Source organism: Sphingomonas kyeonggiensis, assembly GCF_014196745.1.
GTDB lineage: Bacteria > Pseudomonadota > Alphaproteobacteria > Sphingomonadales > Sphingomonadaceae > Sphingomonas > Sphingomonas kyeonggiensis.
The window spans coordinates 1741267-1766916 of sequence record NZ_JACIEH010000001.1 but is presented as its reverse complement, the minus strand read 5'-3'; the positions used below and the strand labels follow the sequence as shown (position 1 = coordinate 1766916).

The following is a 25650-nucleotide window of genomic DNA, read 5'->3' as shown; positions in this document are numbered from 1 at the left end:
TTCCTCCCCGAGCTCGTCTCGGGGAGGAATTTGAAGCTCAGCGCCGCGGTGCAGGCAGCAGGATGCTGGCCACCAGTCCGCCGATCGCGATGACGAACGCGGCGCCGACCAGCCAGGTCAGCAGGCCGATCGAGAAATTGCCGGGATTGCTGCTGGCCGGGTCGTAGAGCTTCCCGAAGAAGCTGCCATAGAGCATGCCGACGGCGACGCCCCAGCTCGCAGCGAAGAAGCTGCGCGTGGCGAAGCTCTGGCGGCCGACCAGGATGGCGGCGGCGATCATCATGCTGCCCGCCAGCATGTCGTCCATCCAGAACACCGCCGGTCGGCCCGCGCCCCAGGAGCGATAGCCTTCGCCCGCCATCAGCAGGATCGCGCCGATCACCCCCAGGATGCGGAGCGCCTTCACGCGGCGCCGATCAGCTCGCGCCCGATCAGCATGCGGCGAATCTCGTTGGTGCCCGCGCCAATGTCGAGCAGCTTGGCGTCGCGGGCGAAGCGCTCGACCGGCCAGTCCCTGGTGTAGCCAGCGCCGCCCAGCGCCTGGATCGCCTCGAGCGACACCTTCACGGCGTTCTCCGAAGCGAGCAGGATCGCGCCGGCCGCATCGAAGCGCGTGGTCCGGCCGGCATCGCAGTTCTTGGCGACGGCGTAGACATAGGCGCGGGCGCTGTTCAGTGCGACGTACATGTCGGCGACCTTGGCCTGCATCAGCTGGAAATGACCGATCGGCTGGCCGAACTGCTTGCGCTCGCGCAGATACGGCAGGACGACGTCGAGACAGGCCTGCATGATGCCGAGCTGGATGCCGGAGAGCACGGTGCGCTCATAGTCGAGGCCCGACATCAGCACGCCGACGCCGCCGTTGAGCGGGCCCATGACATTCTCTTCGGGCACTTCGCAATCGTCGAACACCAACTCCGCGGTAGGCGAGCCGCGCATGCCCATCTTGTCGATCTTCTGGCCGATCGAGAAGCCGGGCATGTCCTTCTCGATCAGGAAGGTGGTGATGCCGCGCGAGCCCTCGCCGGTCTTGGCGTAGACCACCAGCGTATCGGCATAGGCTGCGTTGGTGATCCAGAATTTGGTGCCGTTGAGCACATAGCCACGGTCGGTCTTCTCCGCGCGCAGCTTCATCGAGACGACGTCCGAGCCGGCGCCGGCCTCCGACATGGCGAGGCTGCCGACGTGCTCGCCCGAGATCAGCTTGGGGAGGTACTTGGCCTTCTGCTCGGGGCTGGCCCAGCGGCGGATCTGGTTGATGCACAGGTTGGAGTGCGCGCCGTAGCTTAGTCCGATCGAAGCCGAGGCGCGGGCGATCTCTTCCTGCGCGACGACATGCTCGAGATAGCCGAGGCCCAGGCCGCCAAATTCCTCCTCGACGGTGATGCCGTGCAGGCCGAGCTCGCCCATCGCGGTCCACAGCTCGTCGCGGGGGAACCAGTCCTCGGCATCGATCTTCGCCGCGAGCGGCTCGATCCGCTCCTTGGCGAAGCGCTGTGTCGTCTCGCGGATCATGTCGGCGGTCTCGCCGAGACCGAAATCGAGCGTGGGTTCCATGGCCTCTCTCCAGGTATGCGCGTCAGCAGTGCTGACCTATTTTCCTGCCTTTTCCCCGATTTCACGCGGGGCGGCAAGGGGAGAGAGAAGGGGTTGGGAAATTCCCCCGGCGCGACCTCATGCCGGGGGAACCGGGGGAGAAATCAGGCGTCGGCGCCGGCGAGATCCATTTCGTCCTCTTCCCGCAGCGCATGACTGGTCGGCCAGATGCCGATCGAGGCGGGAACGCCGCTCACCTCGATCCAGCTCCATTGCTTGTCGCCGCCCGACAGGCTGACCGTGCGGCCCAGCGCCTTGATCGACAGTTTGCCGTCCTTGGTGGTGTAGGGCGCGTCGAGCAACGGACCGCCCAGGAAGCTGATCTTGCAGGTGCCCGACGGCGCCAGATCGGGCATGCGGATGAGGATGTCGCCCTTGATCGCATTGCCGAGGATCTTGGCATCGACATAGAGATCGGCCTGCAGCGGCTGGAGAGCCTTGACGTTGCCCGAGCCGATCTGCGGGAATCGGTTGAGATAGACGTCGTAGGTCTCGCCCTGCTTGAGCGCAGGGTTCACGAACTTGGTAAGGTCGGCCATGGTTCGCTCCTGTGGAATGGCAAGTATCGTGAGCGATATTCGCCGGGGAGCATTGGGCGCGTTCAAGACGAGTCGGTCAATAAAAAGCGGAATGACTTGCCGGACAACTTGGTCCGAACCGGATATGGCGCTATTCAGGCAGTGATGATCATCCTGTCGCGCACCACGACTGGCCAGAGGCGCAGTTTCGCACCGGTGCAGGGGCCGCCGACGCAGACGCCGTCCGCGATCCGGTAGAGCGCGCCGTGCCAGCTGCACTGGATGTGGCTGCCATCGGGCGTGAGATAGTCGTCGAGCTTGTTCGACAACGGCAGCGCCATATGCGCGCAGAGATCGAGATAGCCGTGTACGGTCTCTCCCTGGCGGACGACGAAGCCGTGGAAGCGGCCGGCGCGCATCTCGAGCACGAAGTTGCGGGCCTTGCCGTCGGGGATGAGATCGAGCGGGCCGAGGGTGACGTTGGGTGGGGTTTCGGTGAGGCGTTCCATAGTCAAAATACCTCCCCCAGCTTGCTGGGGGAGGGGGACCGCCGCCGAAGGCGGTGGTGGAGGGGCGCGGCGGGCACCGCCGCGTTTGCGGCGGCCCCTCCACCACTCGCTTCGCGAGCGGTCCCCCTCCCCGAGACGAGCTCGGGGAGGAATTTCATGGCAACTGCGCCTTCGGAAAGCCTTCCCAGGCCGCGTCGTAATCGGGCTGGGCGCGGTCGAGGGCGTGGCGGGTCGGTTTGTACGGCCAGCAGGTCTCGACCATGAACGCCATCGTGCCCGCGATCTTGTGCGGCTTGAGATCGGCGTTGGTCGCGCCCTGCCAGCTGGTCACGTCGGGGCCGTGGCCGGCCATCAGATTGTGCAGCGACAGGCCGCCGGGGGCGAAGCCTTCGGCCTTCGCGTCATAGGCGCCGGTGATCAGGCCCATTGCCTCGGACATGATGTTGCGGTGGAACCAGGGCGGACGGAACGTATCCTCGGCGACCATCCAGCGCGGCGGGAAGATCACGAAGTCGGCATTGGCGCGGCCGGGGACGTCAGACGGCGAGGTCAGCACCGTGAAGATCGAGGGATCGGGGTGGTCGAAGCTCACCGTGTTCATCGTGTTGAACCGGGCGAGATCGTAGCGCCAGGGCGCGAGATTGCCGTGCCACGCGACCACGTCGAGCGGGCTGTGGGGCAAGGTGGTGGTCCATAGCGAACCCAGATGCTTCTGGATCACCTCGAAGGGCTCGTCGCGATCCTCGAACCAGGCGGCGGGCGTCTCGAAGTCGCGCGGATTGGCGAGGCCGTTGGCGCCGATCGGGCCGAGATCGGGGAGGCGGAACAGCGCGCCGTGATTTTCCGCGACATAGCCGCGCGCCTCGCCATCCGGCAGCAGCGCGCGGAAGCGGACGCCTCGGGGCACGAGCGCGATCTGGCCGGGGGCGATGTCGATCCTGCCCAGCTCGGTGAGCAGGGTCAGCCGGCCGGCCTGGGGAATGAAGAGCAGCTCGCCGTCCGCATCGAAGAAGACACGGGTCTCCATGTCCTTGTTGGCGGCATAGACGTGCACCGCCACGCCCTCCAGGTCCGCAGGGTCGCGGTTGGCGAGCATGGTGGTCATGCCGTCGACCAGGTCGGTGCCCGGGGCAGGCGCTTCCACGGGGTTCCAGCGCAGGCGATTGGGGGGCAGGGGATCGTTGACTGTGCCGGGGGCGAAGTTCGCTGCGCCTTCGTAGCGCCTGAAGGGCGGGTGCTCGGCGGTGGGGCGCAGGCGATAGAGCCAGGAGCGGCGGTTCTCGTGGCGCGGCGCGGTGAAGGCGGTGCCGGAGAGCTGTTCGGCATAGAGGCCGAAGGCGGGCTTCTGGGGCGAGTTGCGACCGACGGGCAGCGCGCCGGGCACGGCCTCGGTGGAAACATGATTGCCGAAGCCGGGGAAATAGTCGGTCATCGCATCCTCTCTATGCCCGTCTCTCTGCGGTGCCGCACATAAAGTGTCAAATGATACTATCTGTCGCGCGGGCAGCTTTACGGGCACGAACCTAAACTTTCTTGGGCCGTACCCGGGTAATTCCTACTTCTTTAGTGGGTTTAATTCGGAGTCGTAACCAATGGCCACCACCAGCGCTGCTGCACCGCGGCGGTTCCAGCTACCTGGCTTCGGCGTGCAGGTCGCGATCGGCATGGCCGCCGGGCTGGCGCTGGGGCTCGCCGCGCGGGCGATCGGTAGCGATGGCGAGACGGCGAACGGGCTCGCCCAGGCGCTGCAGACGATCGGGCAGATCTTCGTGCAATTGCTCAAGGTGCTGGTGCCGCCGCTGGTGTTCACCGCGATCGTCGCCTCGATCGCGGCGTTGCGTGACCTCAACAACGCCGCGCGGCTGGTGGCACAGACGCTGCTATGGTTCGCGATCACCGCGGCTATCGCGGTAGGGATCGGTATCACGCTGGGGCTGGTGCTCCAGCCCGGCCATCATAGCGCGGTGGCTGCGGCCACCGCTTCGGCGCCTTCGAGCACCGGTAGCTGGCTCGATTTTCTGAAGGGTCTGGTGCCGACGAACTTCCTCGGCATCGCGGCCTCGACCAAGCTCAGCGATGGCAGCGCGACCACCGGGCTTTCGTTCAACGTCCTCCAGATCATCGTGCTGGCGGTGGCGATCGGCGCGGCGGCGGTGAAGGCGGGCGAGGCGGGGCACCGTTTCCTGGACTTCAACGCCTCGGCGCTCACGGTCTTCCGGCTGCTGCTGCGCTGGGTGATCCGCCTGACCCCGATCGGCACCGCCGCGCTGATCGGCGATGCGGTGGTCCGCTATGGCTGGGAGTCGCTGGCGGCGCTCGGTACCTATGCGGGCGCGGTCTATATCGGCCTGGGGCTGGTGCTGCTGGTCGTCTATCCGCTGCTGCTCGCGGCGCACGGGCTGAGCCCGTTGCGTTTCTTCGCCTCGGCATGGCCGGCGATCCAGCTGGGCTTCGTCTCGCGCTCCTCGGTGGGCACGCTGCCGGTGACCGAGGACGTGACCGAGCGCGCGCTGGGCGTGCCGCGCGCCTATGCCGCTTTCGCGGTGCCGCTGGGCGCGACGACCAAGATGGACGGCTGCGCGGCGATCTATCCGGCGATCTCGGCGATCTTTGTCGCACAATTCTACGGCATCCCGCTCGGGCTCGAGCATTATGCGCTGATCGCCTTCGTCTCGGTGCTGGGATCGGCCGCCACCGCGGGCCTGACCGGCGCGACGGTGATGCTGACGCTCACCCTCTCGACTTTGGGCCTGCCGCTGGACGGCGTGGGGCTGCTGCTGGCGATCGACCCGATCCTCGACATGGGGCGGACCGCGACCAATGTGGCGGGGCAGATGCTGGTGCCGGTGATCGTCGCCAAGCGCGAGGGCCTGCTCGACGAGACGCGCTTCCGGGAAGGGGCGGGTGAGGCGCGCGGCGAACTCGCGCTGGCATGAGGTTGGTGGCCGGGTGGAGCGCCACGCTACGCAACTGGCAGCGCTCCCCCGGCTTCCTCTCCAAACTTTCCGGGGCCTCAACGCGTGCCCGGCAAATCCGATCCCGGCCCCTGTGCCGGGATCGTGTTTAAAAGGGGGTTAAGCGTCGACCTTGATCACGCCGCGACGGATCTGGTCCAGCTCGATGCTCTCGAACAGCGCCTGGAAGTTGCCGTTGCCGAAGCCTTCATTGCCCTTGCGCTGGATGATCTCGAAGAAGATCGGGCCGAACATGTTCTCGGTGAAGATCTGGAGCAGGATGCCCTCGTCGCCGACATTGCCGTCGATCAGGATGCGGTTCCTGCGCAGGCGCTCGAGGTCCTCGCCGTGCCCGGGGACGCGCTTGTCGACCAGCTCGTAATAGGTCTCGATCGTGTCCTGCAGCTTCACGCCGCGCGCACGCAGCCGCTCGACCGTGTCGAAGATGTCCGGCGTGGTGAGGGCGAGGTGCTGGATACCTTCGCCCTTATACTCGCGGATGAACTCCTCGATCTGGCTCTTGTCGTCCTGGCTCTCGTTCAGGGGGATGCGGATCGCCTTGTCCGGCGCGATCATCGCCTGGCTGAACAGACCGGTGGCCTGACCCTTGATGTCGAAATACTTCTGCTCCTCGAAGGCGAAGAGCGTCTTGTAGAACTCCGACCACACCCGCATCTGGCCGCGGCGGACATTGTGGGTGAGGTGGTCGAGCAGGTCGAGCCCGACATTGTTCTCGGCCTCGGCGGCTTCCCAGCCGTCGAACGCGGCCCAGTCGGCATAGAGATCGGTGCCGTCCTGGATGAAATAGAGGTACGAGCCGCCGATACCCTGGATGACGGTGTCGTCCTCCTCGGTCGGCTTGGCGCCGTGCTCGAGCGCCCATTCCATCGCCTTGGCCGGATCGGCGACACGGAAGGCCATCGCGCTGGCCGAGGGGCCATGCTCGCCGCGGAACGCCGCCACGCGGCCGGCCTCGTCGCGGTTGAGCATCAGGTTGATGCGGCCCTGCTTGTAGCGGGTGATGTTCTTGCTCGGGTGCCGGTGGGTCGGCACGAAGCCGAGCTGCTCGAACTGCTTCCCCATCGCCTCGGGATCGGGCGAGGTGAATTCGACGAATTCGAAACCGTTGAGGCCGAGCGGATTTGCAGGATCGATCATGGGTACACGCTCCAGAATGATGGGGCGCGGGCTAACCCCAAGTCGAGTTAGTGTCAATTGATACTAACTCCGGAGAAGCTGATCCGGAATGGTTGCTCCGCCGCAGGATATCCTCCGATTGCGACGAGACTCCCGGCGGGCGGCTTCGCCCGGATGCTAGATTTGTCCGGCGCGACGATGCGCGGTCAAAGAGCGGGAGATCGTGATGGTTACGGAAGCAACCGAGGCAGGATTCCAGGAAGTCGCCAACCTGGATGTCAGCTGGCAGTTCCAGATCGGGCCGGACGTCAACGGCAGCCTCAACGGCGTGGTCAATTCGGCGAGCGGCTATTTCTATGTCGAGGCGCCGGGTGCCAATCTTCCCTATGTCCAGCTTTCGCTGAACAATGGCGGCAGCTGGTACACGATGCCCAACAATGCGTCGGTCTACGCATCGGGCGGCAGCGACATCATGTACACCGTGCAAGTGCCCAACGATGAGACGATCAAGTTCCTGATCACACTGGACTAAGGCAGTATCGGCGAGCGGGCGGTATCCGCGAGCGCGGCTACAGCCCCTCGCCGCCGACCCAGTGCGCGTTGGACAGCCGGCGCGCGACGCTCCAGGTCTGGGTGCGGATGTCGGGCACCGCGACGATCTCCCAGAAGGCGCCGCGGGTCATCGGCCCGAGCGCGTAGAGATTGCCGTTGGGCCGCCCCTTCGCGTTGATCGTCTGGCCCTGGTTGTCGACATCGATGCCGAGATGCGCCGCATCCGGGCGGATCACCCCGCGCGCCGCCAGCTTCTGGAGCAGCGGCTCATCGGTGCGGTTGAGGTCGCCGAGCGGGCCGGTGCAGTTGACGATGCGCTGGACACACAGGGTCTCGGTCGCATTGGCGCCGCGACGGCGCAGCGTGACCTCGATGCCCTCGGGCTTCTCCGCGAAGCCGAGCGTCTTGCCGGCGATCACTTCGAGCTGGCCGCGCTCGATCACCGCCATCAGCCGGGCATAGACTTCGGGGGCGAGGCGGTGGCGATGGACGTCCCACCAGGGGCGGAGATGGCGCAGGAAGCGGCCGCGCTCGGCCTCGCTGGCATTGCCCCACATCGCCTGGGTGAAGGGGCGCAGCTCGTCGACCGCATTGCGCCAGCCGATCTCCTCGCCGCGGGCGCGGAGCGACTGGAGCAGCTTCGACGCGGTGGTGGCGGGGCGCTCGGCCAGCTTCTTCCAGTCGCTGCCCGGCGCATGGCTGCGCGGCAGCAGGCCGCGACGGGAAAGGGCGATGATCTTGCCCTTGAAGCCGCGCGCATCGAGCAGCAGCACCACGTCGATCATGGTCAGGCCGGTGCCGATCACCAGCACCGTGTCGTCGGGACCCAGACCCTCGGGCACGCTCGCGGCCCAGGGATCGCCCTTGTAGCGCTCGGCCGAGAGCTTGTCGGGATCGAGGCCGGGCGGATCGTGCGGGGGCAGATTGCCGACCGCGAGCACCGCGGCATCCGCCTCGATCGTGCGGCCCTTGAGGCGCACCGTCACGCCGTCGGCGAATTCGAGATCCTCGACCTCGTCGCGCACCAGCGTGAGCCGGTCCGGGTGATCGAGCAGCGCGGCATCGAGCAGCTCGCGCAGATATTCGCCATAGGTCACGCGGGGAATGAAGGCAGTCGCCGCATTCTCGACGCCGCGCCCCTCGAGCCAGCGGACGAAATGCGAAGGATCGTCCGGAAAGGCGCTCATGTTCGCGGCGCGGACGTTGAGCACATGGCTCGGATGCGCGGCGCCATAGGCGAGGCCGAGGCCGGCCACCGGTGCGCGCTCGATCAGGGTGGCGCGGGGGCCTTCGTGGCGGAGCAGGTTGATCGCCTGCAGCGTGCCCGAAAAGCCCGCGCCGATGATGGCGACGTGCTCGATCATTTTAGGCGGTCCCCCCGCTCAGATTTCGTATTCGATCTGCCACTCGGGCTGCTGGTGCGCGAGCGGCTTGGCGTTCATGCCCGGCTGGCGTGCCATCATCTGCGCATAGAGGCGCTTCACTGCGTCGCTCGCCGTGCGGACGAACAATGCCGGGAAGATCGCATGGACGACACAGGCGGCGCCGCCGATGATCATCGTGAAGCCGAATCGCGCGGCCGTTGCAGCATGCTCGCCATAGGACTCGCCGACGGCGCGCGGGTGGGAGAGGAAGAAGCGCTCGAACATGGCCGCCATGTACCCGCCCCGGGCGGCCATGTGAAGTAGAGCTTTTGATCGCCCAAGCTGGGCTTTGCCCGCATTTGGCTTGCAATGTGCCGCAGAAATCGCCGAACCTGCCCGTGAGGCGTGCCGAAGAGCGCGCACTAGCGACGGGGGTTCCAACCATGGCAGGACTGTGGTTGGTTAGCGCTAACAATATAAGGGGAAGATAGCTTGAGCCAGGATCTGACGTCCGACACCCCGTCGGCGCCCGAGGGCGATCATCATGTAGCCACCAAGAACGAGAAGATGGTGATCGCGGCATCGTCGCTCGGCACCGTGTTCGAATGGTATGATTTCTACCTCTACGGGCTGTTGGCGACGACGATCTCCGCCCAGTTCTTCGCCGGGGTGAACGACACCACCGCCTTCATCTTCGCGCTCGCCGCCTTCGCCGCCGGTTTCGCGGTGCGGCCGTTCGGCGCGCTGGTGTTCGGGCGGATCGGCGACCTGGTCGGGCGCAAGAACACCTTCCTCGTCACCATGGGGATCATGGGCGGATCGACCTTCGCGGTCGGCCTGCTGCCCAATTTCGCCACCGCCGGCGTGCTTGCGCCGATCCTGCTGGTGACCTTGCGCGTGCTGCAGGGCCTGGCGCTGGGCGGGCAATATGGCGGTGCCGCCACCTATGTCGCCGAGCATGCGCCCAACCACAAGCGCGGCCTCTACACGAGCTGGATCCAGACCACCGCGACGCTGGGCCTGTTCGCCTCGCTGCTGGTGGTGATCGGCACCCGTTCGTGGCTGGGCGAGGCGGCGTTCGCGAGCTGGGGCTGGCGCGTGCCGTTCCTCGCCTCGGTGCTGCTGCTCGGCGTGTCGCTCTGGGTGCGGCTGCAGCTCAACGAGAGCCCGGTCTATGCGCGGATGAAGGCCACCGGCAACGTATCCAAGGCGCCGCTGACCGAGGCGTTCCTGCGCTGGGGCAACCTCCGCATCGTGCTGATCGCGCTGTTCGGCGCGGTCGTCGGCCAGGCGGTGGTCTGGTACACCGGGCAGTTCTACGCGCTGTTCTTCCTCGAGAAAACGCTCAAGGTCGACGGGATGACGGCGAACGTGCTGATCGCCATCGCGCTGGCGCTGGGCACGCCGTTCTTCGTGTTCTTCGGCTGGCTGAGTGACAGGATCGGGCGCAAGCCGATCATCCTGGCGGGCTGCCTGCTCGCTTCGATCACCTATTTCCCGCTGTTCCATGCGCTGACCCAGGCGGCGAACCCCGCGCTGGCGGAGGCGCAGGCGAAGGCGCCGGTGACCGTCTATGCCGATCCGGCGACCTGCTCGGTCCAGTTCGATCCGATCGGCAAGAACAAGTTCGACAGGACCGGCTGCGACGTCGCCAAGTCGACGCTGGCCAAGGCGGGTGTTCCCTATGCGAGCCAGCCGAATGGCAATGGCGAAGTCAGCATCGGCACGCAGAAGGTCGAAGTTGGCGAGCTATCCGGCTATTCGAAGCGCCTGGGCGCTGCCCTTACCGAAGCCGGTTACCCCGCCAAGGCCGAGGATGCTCGCATCAACAAGCCGCTGGTGGTCGCGATCCTGTTCGCGCTCGTCCTGCTGGTGACCATGGTCTATGGCCCGATCGCCGGCATGCTCGTCGAGCTGTTCCCGAGCCGGATCCGCTACACCTCGATGTCGCTGCCCTATCACCTGGGCAATGGCTGGTTCGGTGGCTTCCTGCCGGCGACCGCCTTCGCAATGGTCGCGGCGACGGGGGATATCTATTACGGCCTCTGGTATCCGGTGGTGGCCGCTGCCTGCACCTTCATCCTCGGCCTGTTGCTGCTCCCGGAAACATTCCGGAAGAAGATCGAGGACTAGAAACCGGCATGACCGTCGAAACCGTGCGCGCGTGGCTTGCCGAACAGGCTCCCGATCTTGGCCTGATCGAACAATCGGCAAGCACCGCGACAGTGGCGGAAGCGGCGGCGACGCTTGGGGTCGAGCCCGGGCGGATCGCCAAGACCCTGGCATTGCGGGTGGGCGAGGGCGTGCTGCTCGTCGTCGCCCGCGGTGACGCCCGGCTCGACAACAGCAAGGCCAAGGCGGCGTTCGGCGGCCGGGCCTCGATGCTCGGCGCCGAGGAGGCGGAGGCACTGACCGGGCACCCGGTGGGCGGCGTCTGCCCCTTCGGACTGGCGACGCCGCTGCCGGTCTATTGCGACGTGTCGATCCGCGATTTCGCCACGGTGTTCCCGGCGGCGGGATCGCGCACCGCATCGCTGGAGGTCGAGCCCGAGCGCCTCGCCGGGCTCGTGTCGCAGCGCTGGGTCGACGTCTGCAAGCTGCCCGAGGGCGTTTCCTGAGCGGCGCCTATCCCGCCAGGCGGGCCGGATCGACCACGACATAGCGGATCCGCCGGCGGTTCCAGGTATAGGTGATGTGCACCAGCCCGTCCGCCGACTGGATCACCGCCGGATAGGCATAGCCGTCGGGCAGGGGCTCGCTCTCCAGCGTCAGCGCCGGGTGCCAATGCACCCCGTCGCGCGAGATCGCGATGTTGAGCGGGTAGCGCTTGCCCTTGCCGGGGCTCTCGGCCTCCTGCGCCGAATGGTTGTAGACGATCAGCTGACGCCCGTCCTTCAGCGTCACCGCGTCGGTGCCCGAATTGGGGTTGGGCAGGTCGACCGCGAACAGCTTGCCCCAGCTCCTGCCGTCATCGGCGGACTGGGTCGCGACCAGCGCGCCCTGGCGGCTGCGGGCGATCGCCTCCAGCTTGCCGCCGGGCAGGAACAATATGCTCGGCTGGATCGCATCGAAGCGCGCTTCGGTATCGAAGGGCAGCGGCGCGGTCGACGTCCAGCTTCTGCCGGCATCCTCGCTGCGCTCGAAATGCAGTTTCCAGCCTTCGCGCAGATCCTCGGTGCTCGAGGGTGAGAGCCAGGCGCCGCTCTGCAGCGCCACCGGCTTGTTCTTGATCGGACCGAGAATGCCGTCGGGCAGGCGCTGCGGCTTGCTCCAGCTGCGGCCGCCATCGGTGGAGGTGATCGCCATGCCCCACCAGGTCTGCGGGCTCGGGCCGACCTTGTAGTAGAGATGCAGCGGCCCGGCGGGGTCCTGGAACAGCACTGGGTTCCAGGTCGGCTGGCGGGTGCCGTCCGGCTGGATGCCGTTGGCGACTGACTTTGGCGTCTCCCAGCCCTTCGGACCGCGCCGGGCGAACCAGATCTCGACATCCGGATTGCGCTCGTGCGTGCCGCCGAACCAGGCTGCCGCCAGCGTACCGTCGCGGGTCTGGACGATCGTCGAGGCGTGGCTCTGGGGATAGGGCGCGCTTTCATAGATGAACTCGCGGAGCAGCACCGCGTCCTGCTCCGGCGCGGCGGATAGCGGCGCAGCCCAGGGCGCCGCCGCGATCGGGAGGGCCAGGGCGAGCATCAGGGTGCGGAGCATCGGGAGACTGCCTTTGTGCGAGCGAGGGGAGGCGTGTTGAACATGGCCCGGCCGCGCCGCGCAAGCCGTTTCGGGCCAGGCGGCAGATGACAAGAGAGCCCGCGCAGTCGCCTGCGCGGGCTCTCGGCCCCCCCAAGGTGGGGCCAGCAGCGGTGTCCGGTACGGTGCGGGATTCCGGTCCGTCCGTACCGTGGCTCCGGCTGCGGTCAGAAGCCGATCTTCACCCGGACCGAGGCGCGGCCCTCGCGAGTGTTCTCGCCGGCCGAGCCTTCGAGCGCGACGCCCAGGCGGACATTCTTGCTTGCCCGGGCATCGATGCCCACGCCCAGCGTGCCGAGCACCGGTGCGATCCGCACGCCGGTCACGCCGAAGCTGCCGGTGCCGGTCGGCGCGCCCGAGAAGCGGACATTGCCCACCGTGTCGCGATCGCCCGAATTGTAGCGAACGCCCATGCTGACCCACGGCATCGCCGTGCCTGCGCCGGTCTTCACCTTGGCACCGAGGCGGAGCTCCGCACCGGCGGTGAACAGGTCGCGGTTGGCCGAGGCCATCTGCAGGCCCAGGCCGCCGGTGGCATTCTCGGTGAAGCCGTCGCGCTGGTCGCGGACCTTGCTGGCGTTGCCGATCAGGGCGAGGCGAAGGCCGTTGCCCAGCTCGGTGCGGAAGCCGCCCGACACGCCCACCGAATAGCCGGTCGAATGGATGTCGCCGGTGGCGAGCGAGGTGCTGGTGCCGATGACCAGGGTGCGCTTGCTGTTCAGGTCGCTCGAATACCAGCTGCCCGAAGCGGCGATGAAGGCGCCGCCCGCATCGTAGCTCAGATAGCCGCCCAGCTGATACTGGTTGCCGCTCACCGTGGCGTAGCGGCTGTTCATGTCCGCATCGATCTGGGCGACGCCGCCGGCGATGCCTGCGGTGAAGCCGTCCATCCGGGTCTCCACGCCCATGGCGACGCCCGCCGTGGTGGTTTCGAGGCCGGCATGCACGCCGTCGCCGAGCAGCTTCTGATAGCCGCCATAAACCTGGCCCCAGATGCCGCCATTGCCCGCTTCGCCATTGTCGGCGCCCGGCAGCGTCGCGCCGGAGAGCGCGCTGGCGAAGCCGTTGCCGGCGGTGGTGGTGGTGCGGACATCCGCCAGGCTCGACCCGGCGAACCCGCCGCCGATCAGCGCATCGCTGCCGTCACCCACGCGCTCGCGGAGCAGGTTGGTGAACAGGTTGTTGGCCGAGATGGTCGCGGTCGAGACATCGGCGAGGATTTCGCCGCTGAAGCTCTTGAATGCGGCGACCCGCTGGCCGGTGCTGAGCGAGGTGATCGAGTTGAGCGTCGCCGCCCACTGGTCCGAGGCGTTGCCGGTGGTCGAGTTGCTGAGCGCATTGGCGACGGCGAGCGTGTTGGTGTCTCCCGCTGCGACGCCGTCGTTGAACTCCATGTTCTTCTGGACCTGGAGGACGACGGCGTTGGCGACCAGATCGTAGCGCAGGCGCCACTTCAGGTTCGGGTTGCTCGCCACCGTGGCGAACACGCTGCCATTGGCGAAGGTGCCGGTGAGGGCGTTCGCCTGGACGATCGTGTAGAGCTGGTTGAAGCGATAGTCGCTCGCCGCCGCGGTCAGCGCGTTGACCTGCACCGTGCCGCCGGTGAGCGTGGCGGTGCCGTTCACCTTGATGCTGTCCGACGCGAAGTTCAGGCTCGTGCCGCCGAAGTCGAAGAGCAGCGTGCCGCCGCTGGCCACCAGGCTGCCCGTGGTGAACGACCCGATCGGGTTGACCGCGCCGAACGTGCCGGTGGCGAGGCCGCCCGGCGAGAAGGTGCCCGAGCTGACCGTCAGCGCGCCCGCCAGCGTGCCCGAGCCGATCAGCGTGCCGCCCTGGACGCGGATGCCGCCCTGGGTGGAGCCCGAGAAGGCGAGGGTGCCCGCGGTCACGTCGAAGCGACCCGTATTGGCGAAGGTGCCGGCCAGCGTCAGCGTGCCGATGCCCTGCTTCTCCAGCGTGCCCGCGCCGGTGATGCTGCCCGAGAAGCCCGAATTGCCCGTGCCAGAGACGATCAGCTTGCCCGCGCCCAGCGCCAGCGTGCCGCCGCCACCGGCGCCGTTCGACAGGCCGCCCACCGTTTCGGTGTAGCCGGCCAGGTCGAAGGTCGCGTTGGTGTTGATCGCCACCGTCGCGCCATTGGCCAGGCGCTCGTTCGCGCCGAGACGGAGCGTGCCAGCCTGGACGATGACGGTGTTCGCCGTCGAGGTGCCGTTCAGCGTCGAGACCGAACCGGTGTTGAACAGCGTGCCGGAGGCCAGGTTGGCGTTCACCGTCGCACCGCTCAGCTGGACCTGGCTGGCCGTCAGCGTGCCGGTGCCGGCCAGGGTGCCGGCGATACCGGCCATACCCACCGTCTCGTTGAACGTGCCGAGGTCGAACGTCGCGCCGACGCCGACGTCGAGCGTCGCGGTATCGGCGATCCGGTTCGCCGCGCCGAGCGCCAGCGTGCCGGCCTGGACCGAGACATTGCCCGCCGCAGTACCGTTCAGCGTCGAGGTGCCGCCCAGGTTGAACACATTGCCCGCGCCCAGGTTCGCATTCACCGTCGCACCGTTGAGCTGATACTGGCTCGCGGTCAGCGTGCCTGTGCCGGCCAACGTGCCGTTCAGGCCGAGCAGGCCCACCGTGTCGTTGAATGCACCGATATTGAGCGTGGCGCCGCCGGCCACCAGCACTTCGGCGGTGTCGGCGATGCGATCCGCGCCGCCGAGCTGGAGCGTGCCGCCCTGGACCACGACATTCGCCGCGGAGGTGCCGATCAGCGTGGACGTGCCGGCGAGCTGGAACAGCGTGCCCGCACCCAGGTTCGCCTTCACCGTTGCGCCGGTCAGCTGATACTGGCTGGCGGTCAGCGTGCCGGTGCCGGCCAGCGTGCCGTTCAGGCCGAGCGTGCCGATCGTGTCGCTAAAGGTGCCGATGTCGAACGTGGCGTTCGATGCGACTGCCACCGTGGCGGTGTCCGCGATGCGGTTTGCTGCGCCCAGCACCAGCGTACCGGCGTTCACCGAGGCATTGCCCGCCGCAGTGCCGTTCAGGAACGACGTGCCGCCGAGCTGCACGACCAGGCCAGTGCCGAGATTGGCGTTCACGGTCGCGTTGGTCAGGTCGTACTCGGAAGCGGTCAGCGTGCCCGTCCCGGCCAGCGTGCCGTTGAGCAGGAGGCCGGCGACCGTGTCGCTGGAGCCGCCGAGGTTCAGCGTCGCGCCGCTATCGACCTGCACCAGTGCGGTGTCGGCCAGGCGGTTCGCCGCGCCGAGGCTCAGCGTGCCGCTATTGACCACGACATTGCCGGCGGCGGTGCCGTTCAGCGTGCTGGCGCCGGTCGAATAGACGGTGCCGGCGCCGAGATTGGCGTTCACCGTACCGCCGCTCAGGTCATATTCGGTCGCGGTGAGCGTGCCGGTGCCCGCCAGCGTACCGGCGATGACCGCCAGCGCCACCTTTTCGTTATAGCCCTGCAGGTCGAAGGTCGCCCCCTGCGCCACGCCCAGGTTGGTGGCGTCCGCGATACGATCGCTGGCGCCGAGGCGCAGCGTGCCGCCGGATACCGAGACCGTCGCGCCGGAGGTCGTGCCGTTCAGCGTCGAGATGCCGCCGCTGTTGGTCACCGGACCCGCCAGGTTGGCGTTCACCGTCGCGCCGGCGAGCTCGATCAGAGAGGCGGAGAGGGTGCCCGTACCGTTCAGCACGCCCTGCAGCTTCGCCTGCGAGACGGTCATGCCGATATTGGCGAGGTCGAGCGTGCCCGCGCTACCGACCAGCAGCGTCGAGGCCGGATCGAAGCTCGCGCCGGTCGCCAGGGTGAGGCTGCCCGAGCGGACCTCGGTCGTCCCCGTATAGCTCGCTGTGCCGCCAAAGGTCAGGTTCGCGCCGTCGATCAGCAGATTGCCGGTGGTGCCGGTCAGCGTGCCGCCAAAGGTCGAGGTGCCGCTGGTCAGGCCCAGCGTGTTGGTGCCGAGCGCAACGGCACCGGTGCCCGACAGGGTGCCGATCGCTTCCGAAGCGGCGAGCTGCAGCGTGCCGCCGGTGATCGCCACCGAAGCGGTGTTCGCGATCGCGTCGCCGCCGGTGAGCAGCAGCGTGCCGTTGGCAACGGTCCACGAACCGATGCTGTTCGGGGTGGCGATCGTCCAGGTGCCGGTGCCGGACTTGGTCGCGCTCTCGATGTTGAGCACGGTGCCCAGCGTCGCCGAGCCGCTGCCGACCAGCGCCAGCGTGTCGTTGCCCGCGCCGCCGTCAAGCGATCCGGTCACGGTCGCGCCGGTGCCGAGGGTGATGGCGTCGAGACCGTCGCCGCCATCATAGCCGCCGGTGAGCGTGCCGAGGATGTTGACCACACGGTCGCCGGTGCCGGCCGCGGCAACCGTGCCGGTCGTGGTCGAGCCTGCGTTCAGGTTGATCGTGACCAGTCCGGCTCCGCTGGCGAAGATCGCGGCGACGCCGCCGGTGATCGTGCCGCCCGACTGGTTGGTGATCGTCGCCGGACCTTCGACCGAGACGCCCGCGCCGGTGCTGCCGCCGGTGATCGTGCCGGAATTGACGACGGTGCCGCCGCCATTGACCACCACCGCGTTGTTGCCGGCGATCGAGCCGTTGTTGACCAGCATGACGCCGCCGCCGCTGGTGGCCACGCCGCCGGTGATCGAGCCGCTGGCCTGGTTGGTCAGCACGGCATTGGCGCCGGTCAGGTACACGCCGAGGCTGGTGCCTTGGATCGAGCCGCTATTGTCGACGGTCGCGCCGGCAGTGCTCGCCCGCACGGCGATGCCGGTGCCGGTGATCGTGCCGCTGTTGATGACCGACGCGCTGGTCGCGCTGGTGATCTGGACGCCGGTGGTGCCCTGGATCAGCGACGAATTGTTGAGGGTGAAGTTGTCGGTGGCGATGTTGAGTGCTGCGCCGCCGCTGATCTGGATCGTGCCGGTGTTGGTCACGCTGCCATTGGCGCCCGCCATGGAGACGCCGTTGATCGTCCCGGCGTTGGTGACCGAGCCACCCTGCGCGAATACGACGGCAGGTCCCGCAGTGCCGGCGATCGTGCCGCCGGCAAGGTTGATGACCGTGGCGTCGGCGCCGGTCGCGTCGATACCGCGGCTGCCGGTGATTTGGCCCGAATTGGTCACGCTCGCACCTGCACCCGACAGGACGACGCTGCTTGCGCCGCCGGTGTTGACGGTGCCGGTGAAGGCGACCGCCGAGCCGTCCTGCACGACGAAGCTGCCATTCTGGGTGGCGTTGCCCGAGAAGGTGAGGGCCTCACCCGCAGCAAGGCCGTTCACGAACACATTGCCGGTGCCACTGACATTGCTCGCGAAGGTGCCGCTCGCCGCCTGGTCGAGCACCAGGTTGCCGCCGCCCAGGATCACCTTGCTGCCCGAGATGCTGTCGGTCGTGCCGACCAGGCTGCCGCCGGTGATTGTGGTGTTGCCGGTCCAGTTGTTGGCTCCGGTAAGGAGCAGGTTGCCGGCGCCGGACTTGGTGAAGTTGCCGCTGCCAGTGATGTCGGCCGCGACGATGCCGTTGGTCGCCTGCTGATAGACCAGGCCGCCGTTGTTGACGATCGACGAGCCCGAGATGCTGTTGCTGTCGCCCTGGAGGGTGGCGCCGAAGTTGATCGTGGTCGTGCCGGTCCAGTCGTTCGCGGCATTGGTGAGGACGATTGTCCCCAGACCACCGATCACGACGTCCTGGTCGGGATCGACGCCAACGCCGGTACCGGTGGTGATCGCGCCGGTCAGCGTGGCGATGACGCCGTCGTCAGCATTGAGCGTGGACGGATCCGCCGACGAAGGCGTGACGACCTCGAGCGAGATGTTGTTGGCATAGGTGCCGGTGGCACCGAAGGTCGCGGTCGGGTCGATCATGTGGATCGTGCCCGAGCCGAAGCCGCCTGCGGTTTCGGTGCGGATCTTCGCGCCGTTGACGAAGATGTCGCCGGTAAGGTCGGCGGTGTCGGTGAAGGTCACCGTTCCCGCCGGGGTGCCGTTGCCGGCATAGATGTCCGCGGCGTTGTTGGCGCCGACTCCGCCGGTGATGGTCATGTCGCCCGAGACGAGGCCGAACGCCTCGAAGTTCATGAAGTTGGCGAGGGTGACGTTGTAGGTCGTGCCGGCGCCGAGATCGGCGTTCAGGCGGTCATGGCCCGCGCCGCCGTTGACGATACCGGAGATCGTGCCGCCCAGATAGGTGAAGACGTCGTCGCCATCGCCCAGGTCGACATTGGCGATCGAGCCGCCGGACTGGATGAAGCTGTCATTGCCGCCACCCAGGTTCACGTCGGTGATCGTGCCGCCGCGGAAGATGACATTGTCGACGCCGTCGCCCGATGTGGCGTCGTAATCGCCATAGACAACGCCCGACAGGTCGATGTTGCGCGTGCCGTTGCCGGTCGAGACGATGCTGCCATACATGTACGAGCCATACTCGTTGGTCATGTTGACCGTGCCGTCACCCGAGAGCAGCGCAGCGGCCGTACCGCCGACGAGCGCGCCGCCATTGTGATTGGTGATCGTCGAGGTCTGGCCACCGGCGGTGTCGATCGAGATGCCGTAGCCGCTATTGCCCTGGAGCGTGCCCGAGTTCTCGATCGTCACCGCGCCGCCCGAGATGGTCACGCCATTGGCGCCGCCGACGATGATGCCGGTGGTGTTGCCGTTGACATAGCCACCGACGTTGGTGACCGAGCCGCCTGCGGTGAAGCGAACGCCGTCGCCGGTGTTGAGGTTGGCATTGGTCTGCCAATATGCGGTGGCGTTGTCGCCGGCGGTGCCCGCGACGATGACGCCCGTGTTGGTCAGCGTCTGATAGTCGTCGCTGCCCATCACGCCATTGACCTGGCCGGCGATGACGCCCGCGTTGGTGAGGGTGGTGCCATAGGCCTGCAGCGTGACGCCGTTGCCCGCGGCGATGATCCGGCCGCCGGCCTGGTTGTCGACGGTGCCGCCATTGGTGATCACGCCGTCATAGCCGCCGGTCGACTTGATCAGGCCCGCATTGGTCACGCTGGTGCCGGTGTTGGCGAAGACGCCGATGCCGTCGGTGACGATCAGCTTGGCTCCATGGTCGACGGTCAGGCTGCCGCCGCTGTTGACCAGCGAGACGCCGGTCGTATCGCTGACCTGCAGGAACGCAGTCGCGTCGAGCGCAAGGCCGCTGGCGTTCACGCTCCAGCCGCCGCCAGCCACTGCCTGGGTGCCGCTCAGCGTCAGCGTCTCGCCGCCGCTCAGATTATACGCCTCGAAGCCCGACAGGGTGGAAACGTCGAGCGTGGCGGGCGCGTAGATGGTGGCGCTGAACGTGTCGTTGCCGGCGCCGGCATCGATGCTGGTGAAGCTGCCGCCCCACCAGTTAAGCGTGTCGCTGCCGGCGCCGAGCAGGATCGCGCCATTGGTGACGGAGTTGGTGCCCAGCGTCACCGTGTCGTCGGCGGTGCCGGTCAGGTTGATCGCGGCGGTGGTGGCGTTGATCGTGCCGTAGTTGGAGATGTTCACCGCGGTCGTGCCGCCGGAGGTGATGCCGTAGAGGCCACCGGTGATGGTGGCGCCGGCATAATTGCTGACATAGCCGCCGTTCAGCGAGACGGCCGTGCCGTTGGCGTTGACCGTGAAGCTGCCGGTATTGCCGCCCGAGAGCGTGCCGGAGCCGATGAAGCCGCTGTTGTTGACGTTGCCGTTGCTGGCGAACGAGACGCCCGTGGCCTGGCCGACGATCGAGCCGTCGCCCTGGTTGGTGACGATGGCGTTGACGCCCTGGAAGTTGACGCCGCTGCTGCCGGTATTGATGCCGACGATGCTGCCGGTATTGTCGACATAGGTGCCAGTGGCGCCCGCATAGACCCCGCCGGTGCCGCCGCTGACCAGCGCGCCGTTCCGGTTGGTCAGGCTGCCCGTGGCCGTGCTGGCGAAATACACGCCATAGCCCAGCGCTGCATCGTTGCCGCCGGTGATCGTGGCATTGTTGTAGAGCGCGTTGTTCGCGCCCGACAGGTCAACGCCGGCATTGGTGGTGCCGCTGATCAGGCCGGAATTGCCCAGGCTCAGCGCGCCGGTCGCGCTGATGCCGGTCGCGCCGAGAATCGACGCGCCATATTGGTTGGCGACGCTGCCCGAGGTGAGCAGCAGGCCGGCGCCGGTGGCCGAGCCGGCGCCATAGCTGTCGGTCGCGCCGTTATAGGCCGTTGAGGCGATCAGGCCGCTGTTGTTCACGACGACGTCCGCCAGCATCGACGCACCTGCGCTGAAGCCGAGGATGCGGCCGTTCGTCTGGTTGGTGATCGTGCCGCCATAGGCCAGGATGCCGTAGTCACCGCTGGTGGTGAGCGTGCCTGTGGTGCCGCCCGAGAGCGTGCCGGCCGCGATCGTGCCGCTGTTGGTGACGCTGGCCGTGCCGCCGGTCGCCACGCCGTTGGAACGGCCGACGACCAGGCCGGCATTGGTCAGGGTGAGGGCGCCCGCGCCGCCCATGCCGATGCCGTTGCCGCCGCCCGCATTGCCCTGGCCGACGATCTTTCCGCTGCCATAGTTGGTGACGGTCAGCGCGCCCGTGCCGCCCTGGTTCTCGATCGCGTTGTAGAGATTGCCGGCGATCAGGCCGTAATTGTTGACCGTCAGCAGGCCGGTGGCGACGACGCCGCCCGAGCCGACATGGTTGATGCCGGCATTCTGGCCGCTGATCGTCGCGGTCGAGTTGCTCGCGGATCCGTTATTGATGATCGAGGTGCCGCTGGTCGCGGTCACGGCAATCGCGGCGCCATAGCCATTGTCGCCGCCGGTGCCGGTGTTGGTGATCGAGCCGAAATTGTCGACGCGGTCGTTCACGCCGCCCAGGCGCACGCCGACATACTGGCCGCCCGCGACCGAGCCGCTCAGGCCGACGCGCAGGATGTTGTTGTTGCCGGCGAGCGTCACGCCGGAGGCATTCGCACCGCTGCGCGCGCCGGTGAGCGTGACCTGGCCGCCGGTGGCGGAATCGACGGTGAACAGGCCGGTGGTGGTGATCGCGCCGCTCAGCGAGACGGTGCCGAGCGCCTGGACGTTGCCGTCGCCGCTGATCGCGCTGGTGAAGTCGTAATTGTCGTTGCGGTTGAAGATGAGCGTACCGCCCGAATCGACGGTGATCGCGCCGGTGATGCGCCCGCTGGTGGTGCCGTTGCCCACCTGGAGGCTGCCGCCCGCGACCGTCGTGCCGCCGGTATAGGTATTGAACCCGGTCAGGGTGACCTGGCCGCCTTCCACGCGCAGCGCGCCGGTGCCCGAGATCACCGTACCGATCGAGCTGGCGCCCGACTGCACATAGGTGAGCGTGCCGTTGTTGGTGATGCTGCTGCCCGAGATCGCGCTGGTCGAGCCACGCACGGTCACGCCCGAGTTGATCGTCGTGATGCCGGTCCAGCTGTTGCCGGTGCCGGTGAGGTTGAACAGGCTGCCGCCGATGCCGGCGAAGGTCACCGCCTGCGACGCGCCGATCGCCTGGCCGGCGGCGTTGGTGCCGCTGCCCGAGGTGATGCTGCCGCTCAGGATGGCATTTCCGCCGAACAGGTTCTCGAACACGGCCGGCTGGCCGTTCAGCACCGCCGGAACGTCGAGTACGAAGTTATTCGCATAGACGCCGGATGCGGCGAACTGGACGTTCGACGAGAGCAGGTGGACGACCGCGCTGCCGAACGCACCGGAGCCGTTGGCGCGCACGATTCCGCCATTCGCATTGATCGTGCCGAGGCCGCTGGTGCCCTGGAATTGCAGCGTGCCGCCATTGACGTTGACGTTGGCCGCGGAGTTGGCCGCGCCGGTCAGCACCCAGATGCCGCCGTCGAGCTTCGTGATCGTTTCCACGCCGGTGGCGTTGGCGAGCGAGAAGATGCCGGTCTGGCCGGTGACGCCGTTGCCGGTGCCGCGCAGCTGCACGGTGTCGTTGCCGCTGCCCAGGCTGATCGCGCCGAAGACCGCCGCATTGATCGTGCCGGCATTCTGCAGCGTCATCGCGCTGGTCGCGCCGCTGACCGGGTCGGTGATGCTCTGGGTGGCCGCGCTGCCGTTCACCTGGCCGTTGTAGATCGACACCGTCTCATCGCCGGCGCCGGCGGAGATCGAACCGGTGGAGGAACCCGCGTACAGGTTGATCGACGTCGGGGAATTGCCGTTGACCACGATGCCGGCACCGGTGCTGCCGCTGGTCAGCGTGCCGTAGTTGTTGATCGTGCCGAAGCCCTGGGTGAACACGCCGGCGCCGAAATAGGCATCGTTGCCGCCGGTGATCGTGCCCCCGACCGCATTGGTAAGGGTGCCGCCGGCCTGGAGCAGCACGCCCGAATAGTTCGCGGCGGTGATCGTGCCCGAGTTGCGGATGGTGGCGGTGCCGGCCCCGCTCTCCACCGCGCCATGGCCGTTGCCGGTCGTGGTGATGGTGCCGACATTGTTCAGCGTCATCGAGCTGGTGGTGCGGACCCCGCCCAGCGTCGCGCTGATCGTGCCACTATTATAGAGCGCGAGCGAGGCGCTGAAGACACCATAGCCGGCGCCGCCGGCCACGAAATTGTTCGACCCGTTGAGCGTGCCGCTGCCGATCGTGCCCGAATTGCTGACGCTCAGCGTGCCGCTGCCGACATTGTTGATGCCGGCGGGGCCCGCACCGACGATCTGGCCGGCATTGGTGAGTTGCACGGCGCCGCTGTTGATCAGCAGGCCCGAGCCTTCGCCGGTCGCGCCATAGATACGGCCGGTGGCGTTGTTCTGGACGATACTGGTGCCGGTGATCTCGACGCCGGCGAAGCGGTCGCCCTGGATCAGGCCGTCATTGGTGACATAGGCGCCATTGTTGGCGCGCGCGCCGTCCCAGCGTCCGATCAGGGTCGCGCCGGTGTGGTTGGTGAGGCTGAGCTGGTCGCTGCTGGCGAGGACGCCATTGCCCTGCGTCGTGATCGAGCCGCCGGCGGCATAGGTGATCGTGCCATAGTTATCGACCGTGCCGCTGCCGATCGCGATAGCCGAGGATGCGCCGGTGCCCGAGGTGATCGTGCCGCTGTTCTGGATGTTGTTGCCGTTGCCGCTCGAATAGATGACGTCGCCGGTCGCGCTCAGCTGCGCGCCCGACTGGACGAACATCAGGTCGGGGGTCGTCAGCGTGACGCCGACGCCAGAGATGTTGGTCAGCGCGCCGTTGAGATAGAGCGTCGTCGCGTTGCCGCCCGATACGGTCCAGCCCGCGCCGCCGCTACGGCTGCCGGTGAGGGTCAGGTTGCCGGTGGTAAGGTAGAAGTTCTCGAAATTGGTGAAGTTCGCCTGGTCGAGCGTGGCGTTGGTCGACGAACCCATGTTGACAAAGAAGCCGTCGGTGCCCGCGCCGCCATCGACGGTGCTGCCCAGCGTACCGCCCAGATAGCTGAAGCTGTCATTGCCGTCGCCCAGTGCGATCGCGCCGGACACGCTGCCGCCCGCGTTCAGCGTGAAATTGTCGACCGCGGTGTTGGCGCCGCCCGTTGCGTCATAGCCGCCGGCCAGCGTGCCCGCGACAGCGATCGTGCGGGTGCCGTTGTTGGTCGCGGTGATGTTGCCCGTGGTGGTCGAGCCCGCCTGCAGGTTGACCGACTGCGCGCCCGTGGCGTTCAGCTGGATCGCGCCGGTGGTGCCGCTGATCGTGCCGCTGGAGGTGATGCTGGTGAGGGAGCCCCCGGACACGATGCCCCAGGTCGCGCCGTTCACCGTGCCGCTGTTGACGACGGTCAACGGGTTGGTGGTGGAAGTGATGCCGGTGTTGCCGGTGATCAGCGCGCCGGCGCCGGTGTTGTTGACCGTCCCGATCGAGCCCTGGATGCCGGCGGCGGTACCGCCCTGGATCGTGCCGGTGTTGTTGATAGTGGTCGAGTTGACCATCAAGATGCCCTGGGCTGCACCGTCGATCGTGCCGCTGTTGGTGATCGTCTGGATGCCAAAGCCCTGGAAACCGGCGGCGCCGGCCCCGGTGGCGCGCAGCGTGCCGGCATTGTTGAGCGTCGAGGTGCTGTTGCCGGAGGACAAAGCGGGGGCGCTGGCAGCGGTGGACGTGACAGTCGCGCCCGAGCGGATGATATAATCGTACACGCCGCCCGAATTGTAGATGGCGGTGCCGGCGGTAATGTTCGCGCCGATGTCGATCGTGCCCCGGCCGGAGGGCGCCCATGCCTGGAGATAGAGGCCATAGGTCGCCGCGTTGATCGCCGCGGTGGTGGTGACGTTCAGCGTGGCGGTGGACGGGCTGCCGGTCGTCAGCGATACGCCGGTGCCGAACGCGGTGGTGTTGCCGATCGCCGCGCCCACAGTGACGGTGGTCACCCCGCTGCCGGTGCTGCCGACGCTGATGCCGGTCCCGCTGCCGGCGCTCACCGCGTTGATCGTGCCGTTTCCGCTCGTCGTGATCGTCGAGCCGGTGGTGTCGGTCGAAAGGATGCCCGTCGGCGCGGTGATCGCGCTCTGCGAATTGACGGTGCTGCCGCCGCCGGTGGCGGTGAAATGCAGGCCGACCCCAGTCGCGTTGATCGTGCCGCCGGTCGAGGTGAAGGACGTGCCGTAGTAATTCTGCGCGTTGACGCCGGTGGCGAAGCCGGTGATCGACGATCCGCCGATCTGGAGGCCGGCGTTGACGCCCGAAATGGCGTTGATGCCGGCGACCGCGGTGCCGTTACCGACGAACGACTGGTCGAAGCCGGTCGACTCGAGGGAGATATAGCCGGCGGGCGCGGAAAGGTTCAGGCCATAGCTGCCGGTGAAGGTCGACCCGCCGGACAGGAAGGTGATTCCCATATTGGCGTTGGTCTGCAGGTAAAAGGCCGCGCCGCCGCTGGCCGTCGTGCTGATATTGTTGGTGCCGGCGAAGACCATGCCGGTCGTGTTGAGCCCGCTCGTCGAGCCCTCGACGTCCAGCGCGTTCGCATTCGGCGTGCCGTTGGTGTTGGCGATCGTGACGCCGTTCGTCTCAAGCCCGGTGCCGCCGGTGACGTTGGTGATCAGGACGCCGCCACCGCTTCCGGTCTGGTTGTTGACCGTGGGATTGCTGCCGCCGGTGCGCTGGATGGTGCCGCCGCCCGAAGGCGAGACGATCGTGGTCTGCGCCGCCGCGGGCGTGGCGACCAGGCCGATGCCGATCAGCGCGGTCGAGCCGAGCAGTGCCTTGCGCAGCAGCGCCTCACGGTCCACGCGCACCGAAACTGCCTTGGACGCACGTGCGCCATTGCCACGATCGATCATTCTGAAAACCCCCGAAACCAGATGACCGTGCGCCCCCACGACTCAACGGGACACACGGC

The 25650-nt window shown here is 67.5% G+C and carries 14 protein-coding genes; 4 read left to right on the top strand and 10 right to left on the bottom strand.

Annotated elements, in window-relative coordinates:
- Window positions 1-37 precede the first annotated feature (37 nt).
- From GGR46_RS08325 to hmgA, 5 genes are all read right to left on the bottom strand, one after another.
- A complete protein-coding gene (locus GGR46_RS08325) occupies window positions 38-406 on the bottom strand; it encodes a hypothetical protein (protein WP_183996309.1) in 369 nt (122 codons plus the stop codon).
- Window positions 403-1557 (bottom strand): isovaleryl-CoA dehydrogenase, encoded by a 1155-nt coding sequence (locus tag GGR46_RS08320; RefSeq protein ID WP_183996308.1) that lies wholly within the window; start codon window positions 1555-1557, stop codon window positions 403-405. The genes GGR46_RS08325 and GGR46_RS08320 overlap by 4 nt, the downstream gene beginning before the upstream one ends.
- Before the next feature lie 143 nt (window positions 1558-1700).
- Window positions 1701-2135 carry a hypothetical protein gene (locus GGR46_RS08315; protein ID WP_183996306.1) on the bottom strand — a complete coding sequence of 145 codons (435 nt, stop codon included), beginning with the start codon at window positions 2133-2135 and terminating at the stop codon, window positions 1701-1703.
- Window positions 2136-2269: 134 nt separating this feature from the next.
- Window positions 2270-2623, bottom strand: a complete 354-nt coding sequence (locus tag GGR46_RS08310) for a Rieske (2Fe-2S) protein (protein WP_183996304.1) — start codon at window positions 2621-2623, stop codon at window positions 2270-2272.
- Window positions 2624-2777: 154 nt separating this feature from the next.
- On the bottom strand, window positions 2778-4055 hold the full coding sequence (hmgA, locus tag GGR46_RS08305; RefSeq protein ID WP_183996302.1) for a homogentisate 1,2-dioxygenase: 1278 nt from the start codon (window positions 4053-4055) through the stop codon (window positions 2778-2780).
- A gap of 160 nt (window positions 4056-4215) precedes the next feature.
- Here hmgA and GGR46_RS08300 point away from each other — a divergent pair, with 160 nt between their 5' ends.
- Window positions 4216-5559 carry a dicarboxylate/amino acid:cation symporter gene (locus tag GGR46_RS08300; protein ID WP_183996300.1) on the top strand — a complete coding sequence of 448 codons (1344 nt, stop codon included), beginning with the start codon at window positions 4216-4218 and terminating at the stop codon, window positions 5557-5559.
- Window positions 5560-5697: 138 nt separating this feature from the next.
- Here GGR46_RS08300 and hppD read toward each other — a convergent pair whose 3' ends face one another.
- Window positions 5698-6735 carry a 4-hydroxyphenylpyruvate dioxygenase gene (gene hppD, locus GGR46_RS08295; protein ID WP_183996298.1) on the bottom strand — a complete coding sequence of 346 codons (1038 nt, stop codon included), beginning with the start codon at window positions 6733-6735 and terminating at the stop codon, window positions 5698-5700.
- A 205-nt stretch (window positions 6736-6940) separates the two neighbouring features.
- Between hppD and GGR46_RS08290 the strand changes: the two genes are divergently transcribed.
- Window positions 6941-7246 carry a hypothetical protein gene (locus GGR46_RS08290; protein WP_183996296.1) on the top strand — a complete coding sequence of 102 codons (306 nt, stop codon included), beginning with the start codon at window positions 6941-6943 and terminating at the stop codon, window positions 7244-7246.
- 37 nt (window positions 7247-7283) lie between these two features.
- Here the strand turns inward: GGR46_RS08290 and GGR46_RS08285 are convergent, their stop codons facing one another.
- Complete coding sequence (locus GGR46_RS08285) at window positions 7284-8630, bottom strand: FAD/NAD(P)-binding protein (RefSeq protein ID WP_183996294.1); 1347 nt, start codon at window positions 8628-8630, stop codon at window positions 7284-7286.
- A gap of 18 nt (window positions 8631-8648) precedes the next feature.
- Entirely contained in the window at window positions 8649-8924 is a 276-nt protein-coding gene (locus tag GGR46_RS08280; protein ID WP_425506536.1) for a DUF6356 family protein, read from the bottom strand.
- 273 nt (window positions 8925-9197) lie between these two features.
- Here GGR46_RS08280 and GGR46_RS08275 point away from each other — a divergent pair, with 273 nt between their 5' ends.
- Entirely contained in the window at window positions 9198-10763 is a 1566-nt protein-coding gene (locus tag GGR46_RS08275; protein WP_183996889.1) for an MFS transporter, read from the top strand.
- Window positions 10764-10771: 8 nt separating this feature from the next.
- Window positions 10772-11248, top strand: coding sequence for a YbaK/EbsC family protein (locus GGR46_RS08270; protein ID WP_183996292.1), 477 nt, complete (start codon window positions 10772-10774; stop codon window positions 11246-11248).
- A gap of 7 nt (window positions 11249-11255) precedes the next feature.
- Here GGR46_RS08270 and GGR46_RS08265 read toward each other — a convergent pair whose 3' ends face one another.
- Both GGR46_RS08265 and GGR46_RS08260 read right to left on the bottom strand, forming a co-directional pair.
- Window positions 11256-12335, bottom strand: a complete 1080-nt coding sequence (locus GGR46_RS08265) for a sialidase family protein (protein ID WP_246425931.1) — start codon at window positions 12333-12335, stop codon at window positions 11256-11258.
- Between the two features lie 206 nt (window positions 12336-12541).
- Window positions 12542-25591 (bottom strand): hypothetical protein, encoded by a 13050-nt coding sequence (locus GGR46_RS08260; RefSeq protein WP_183996290.1) that lies wholly within the window; start codon window positions 25589-25591, stop codon window positions 12542-12544.
- Window positions 25592-25650: the final 59 nt, after the last annotated feature.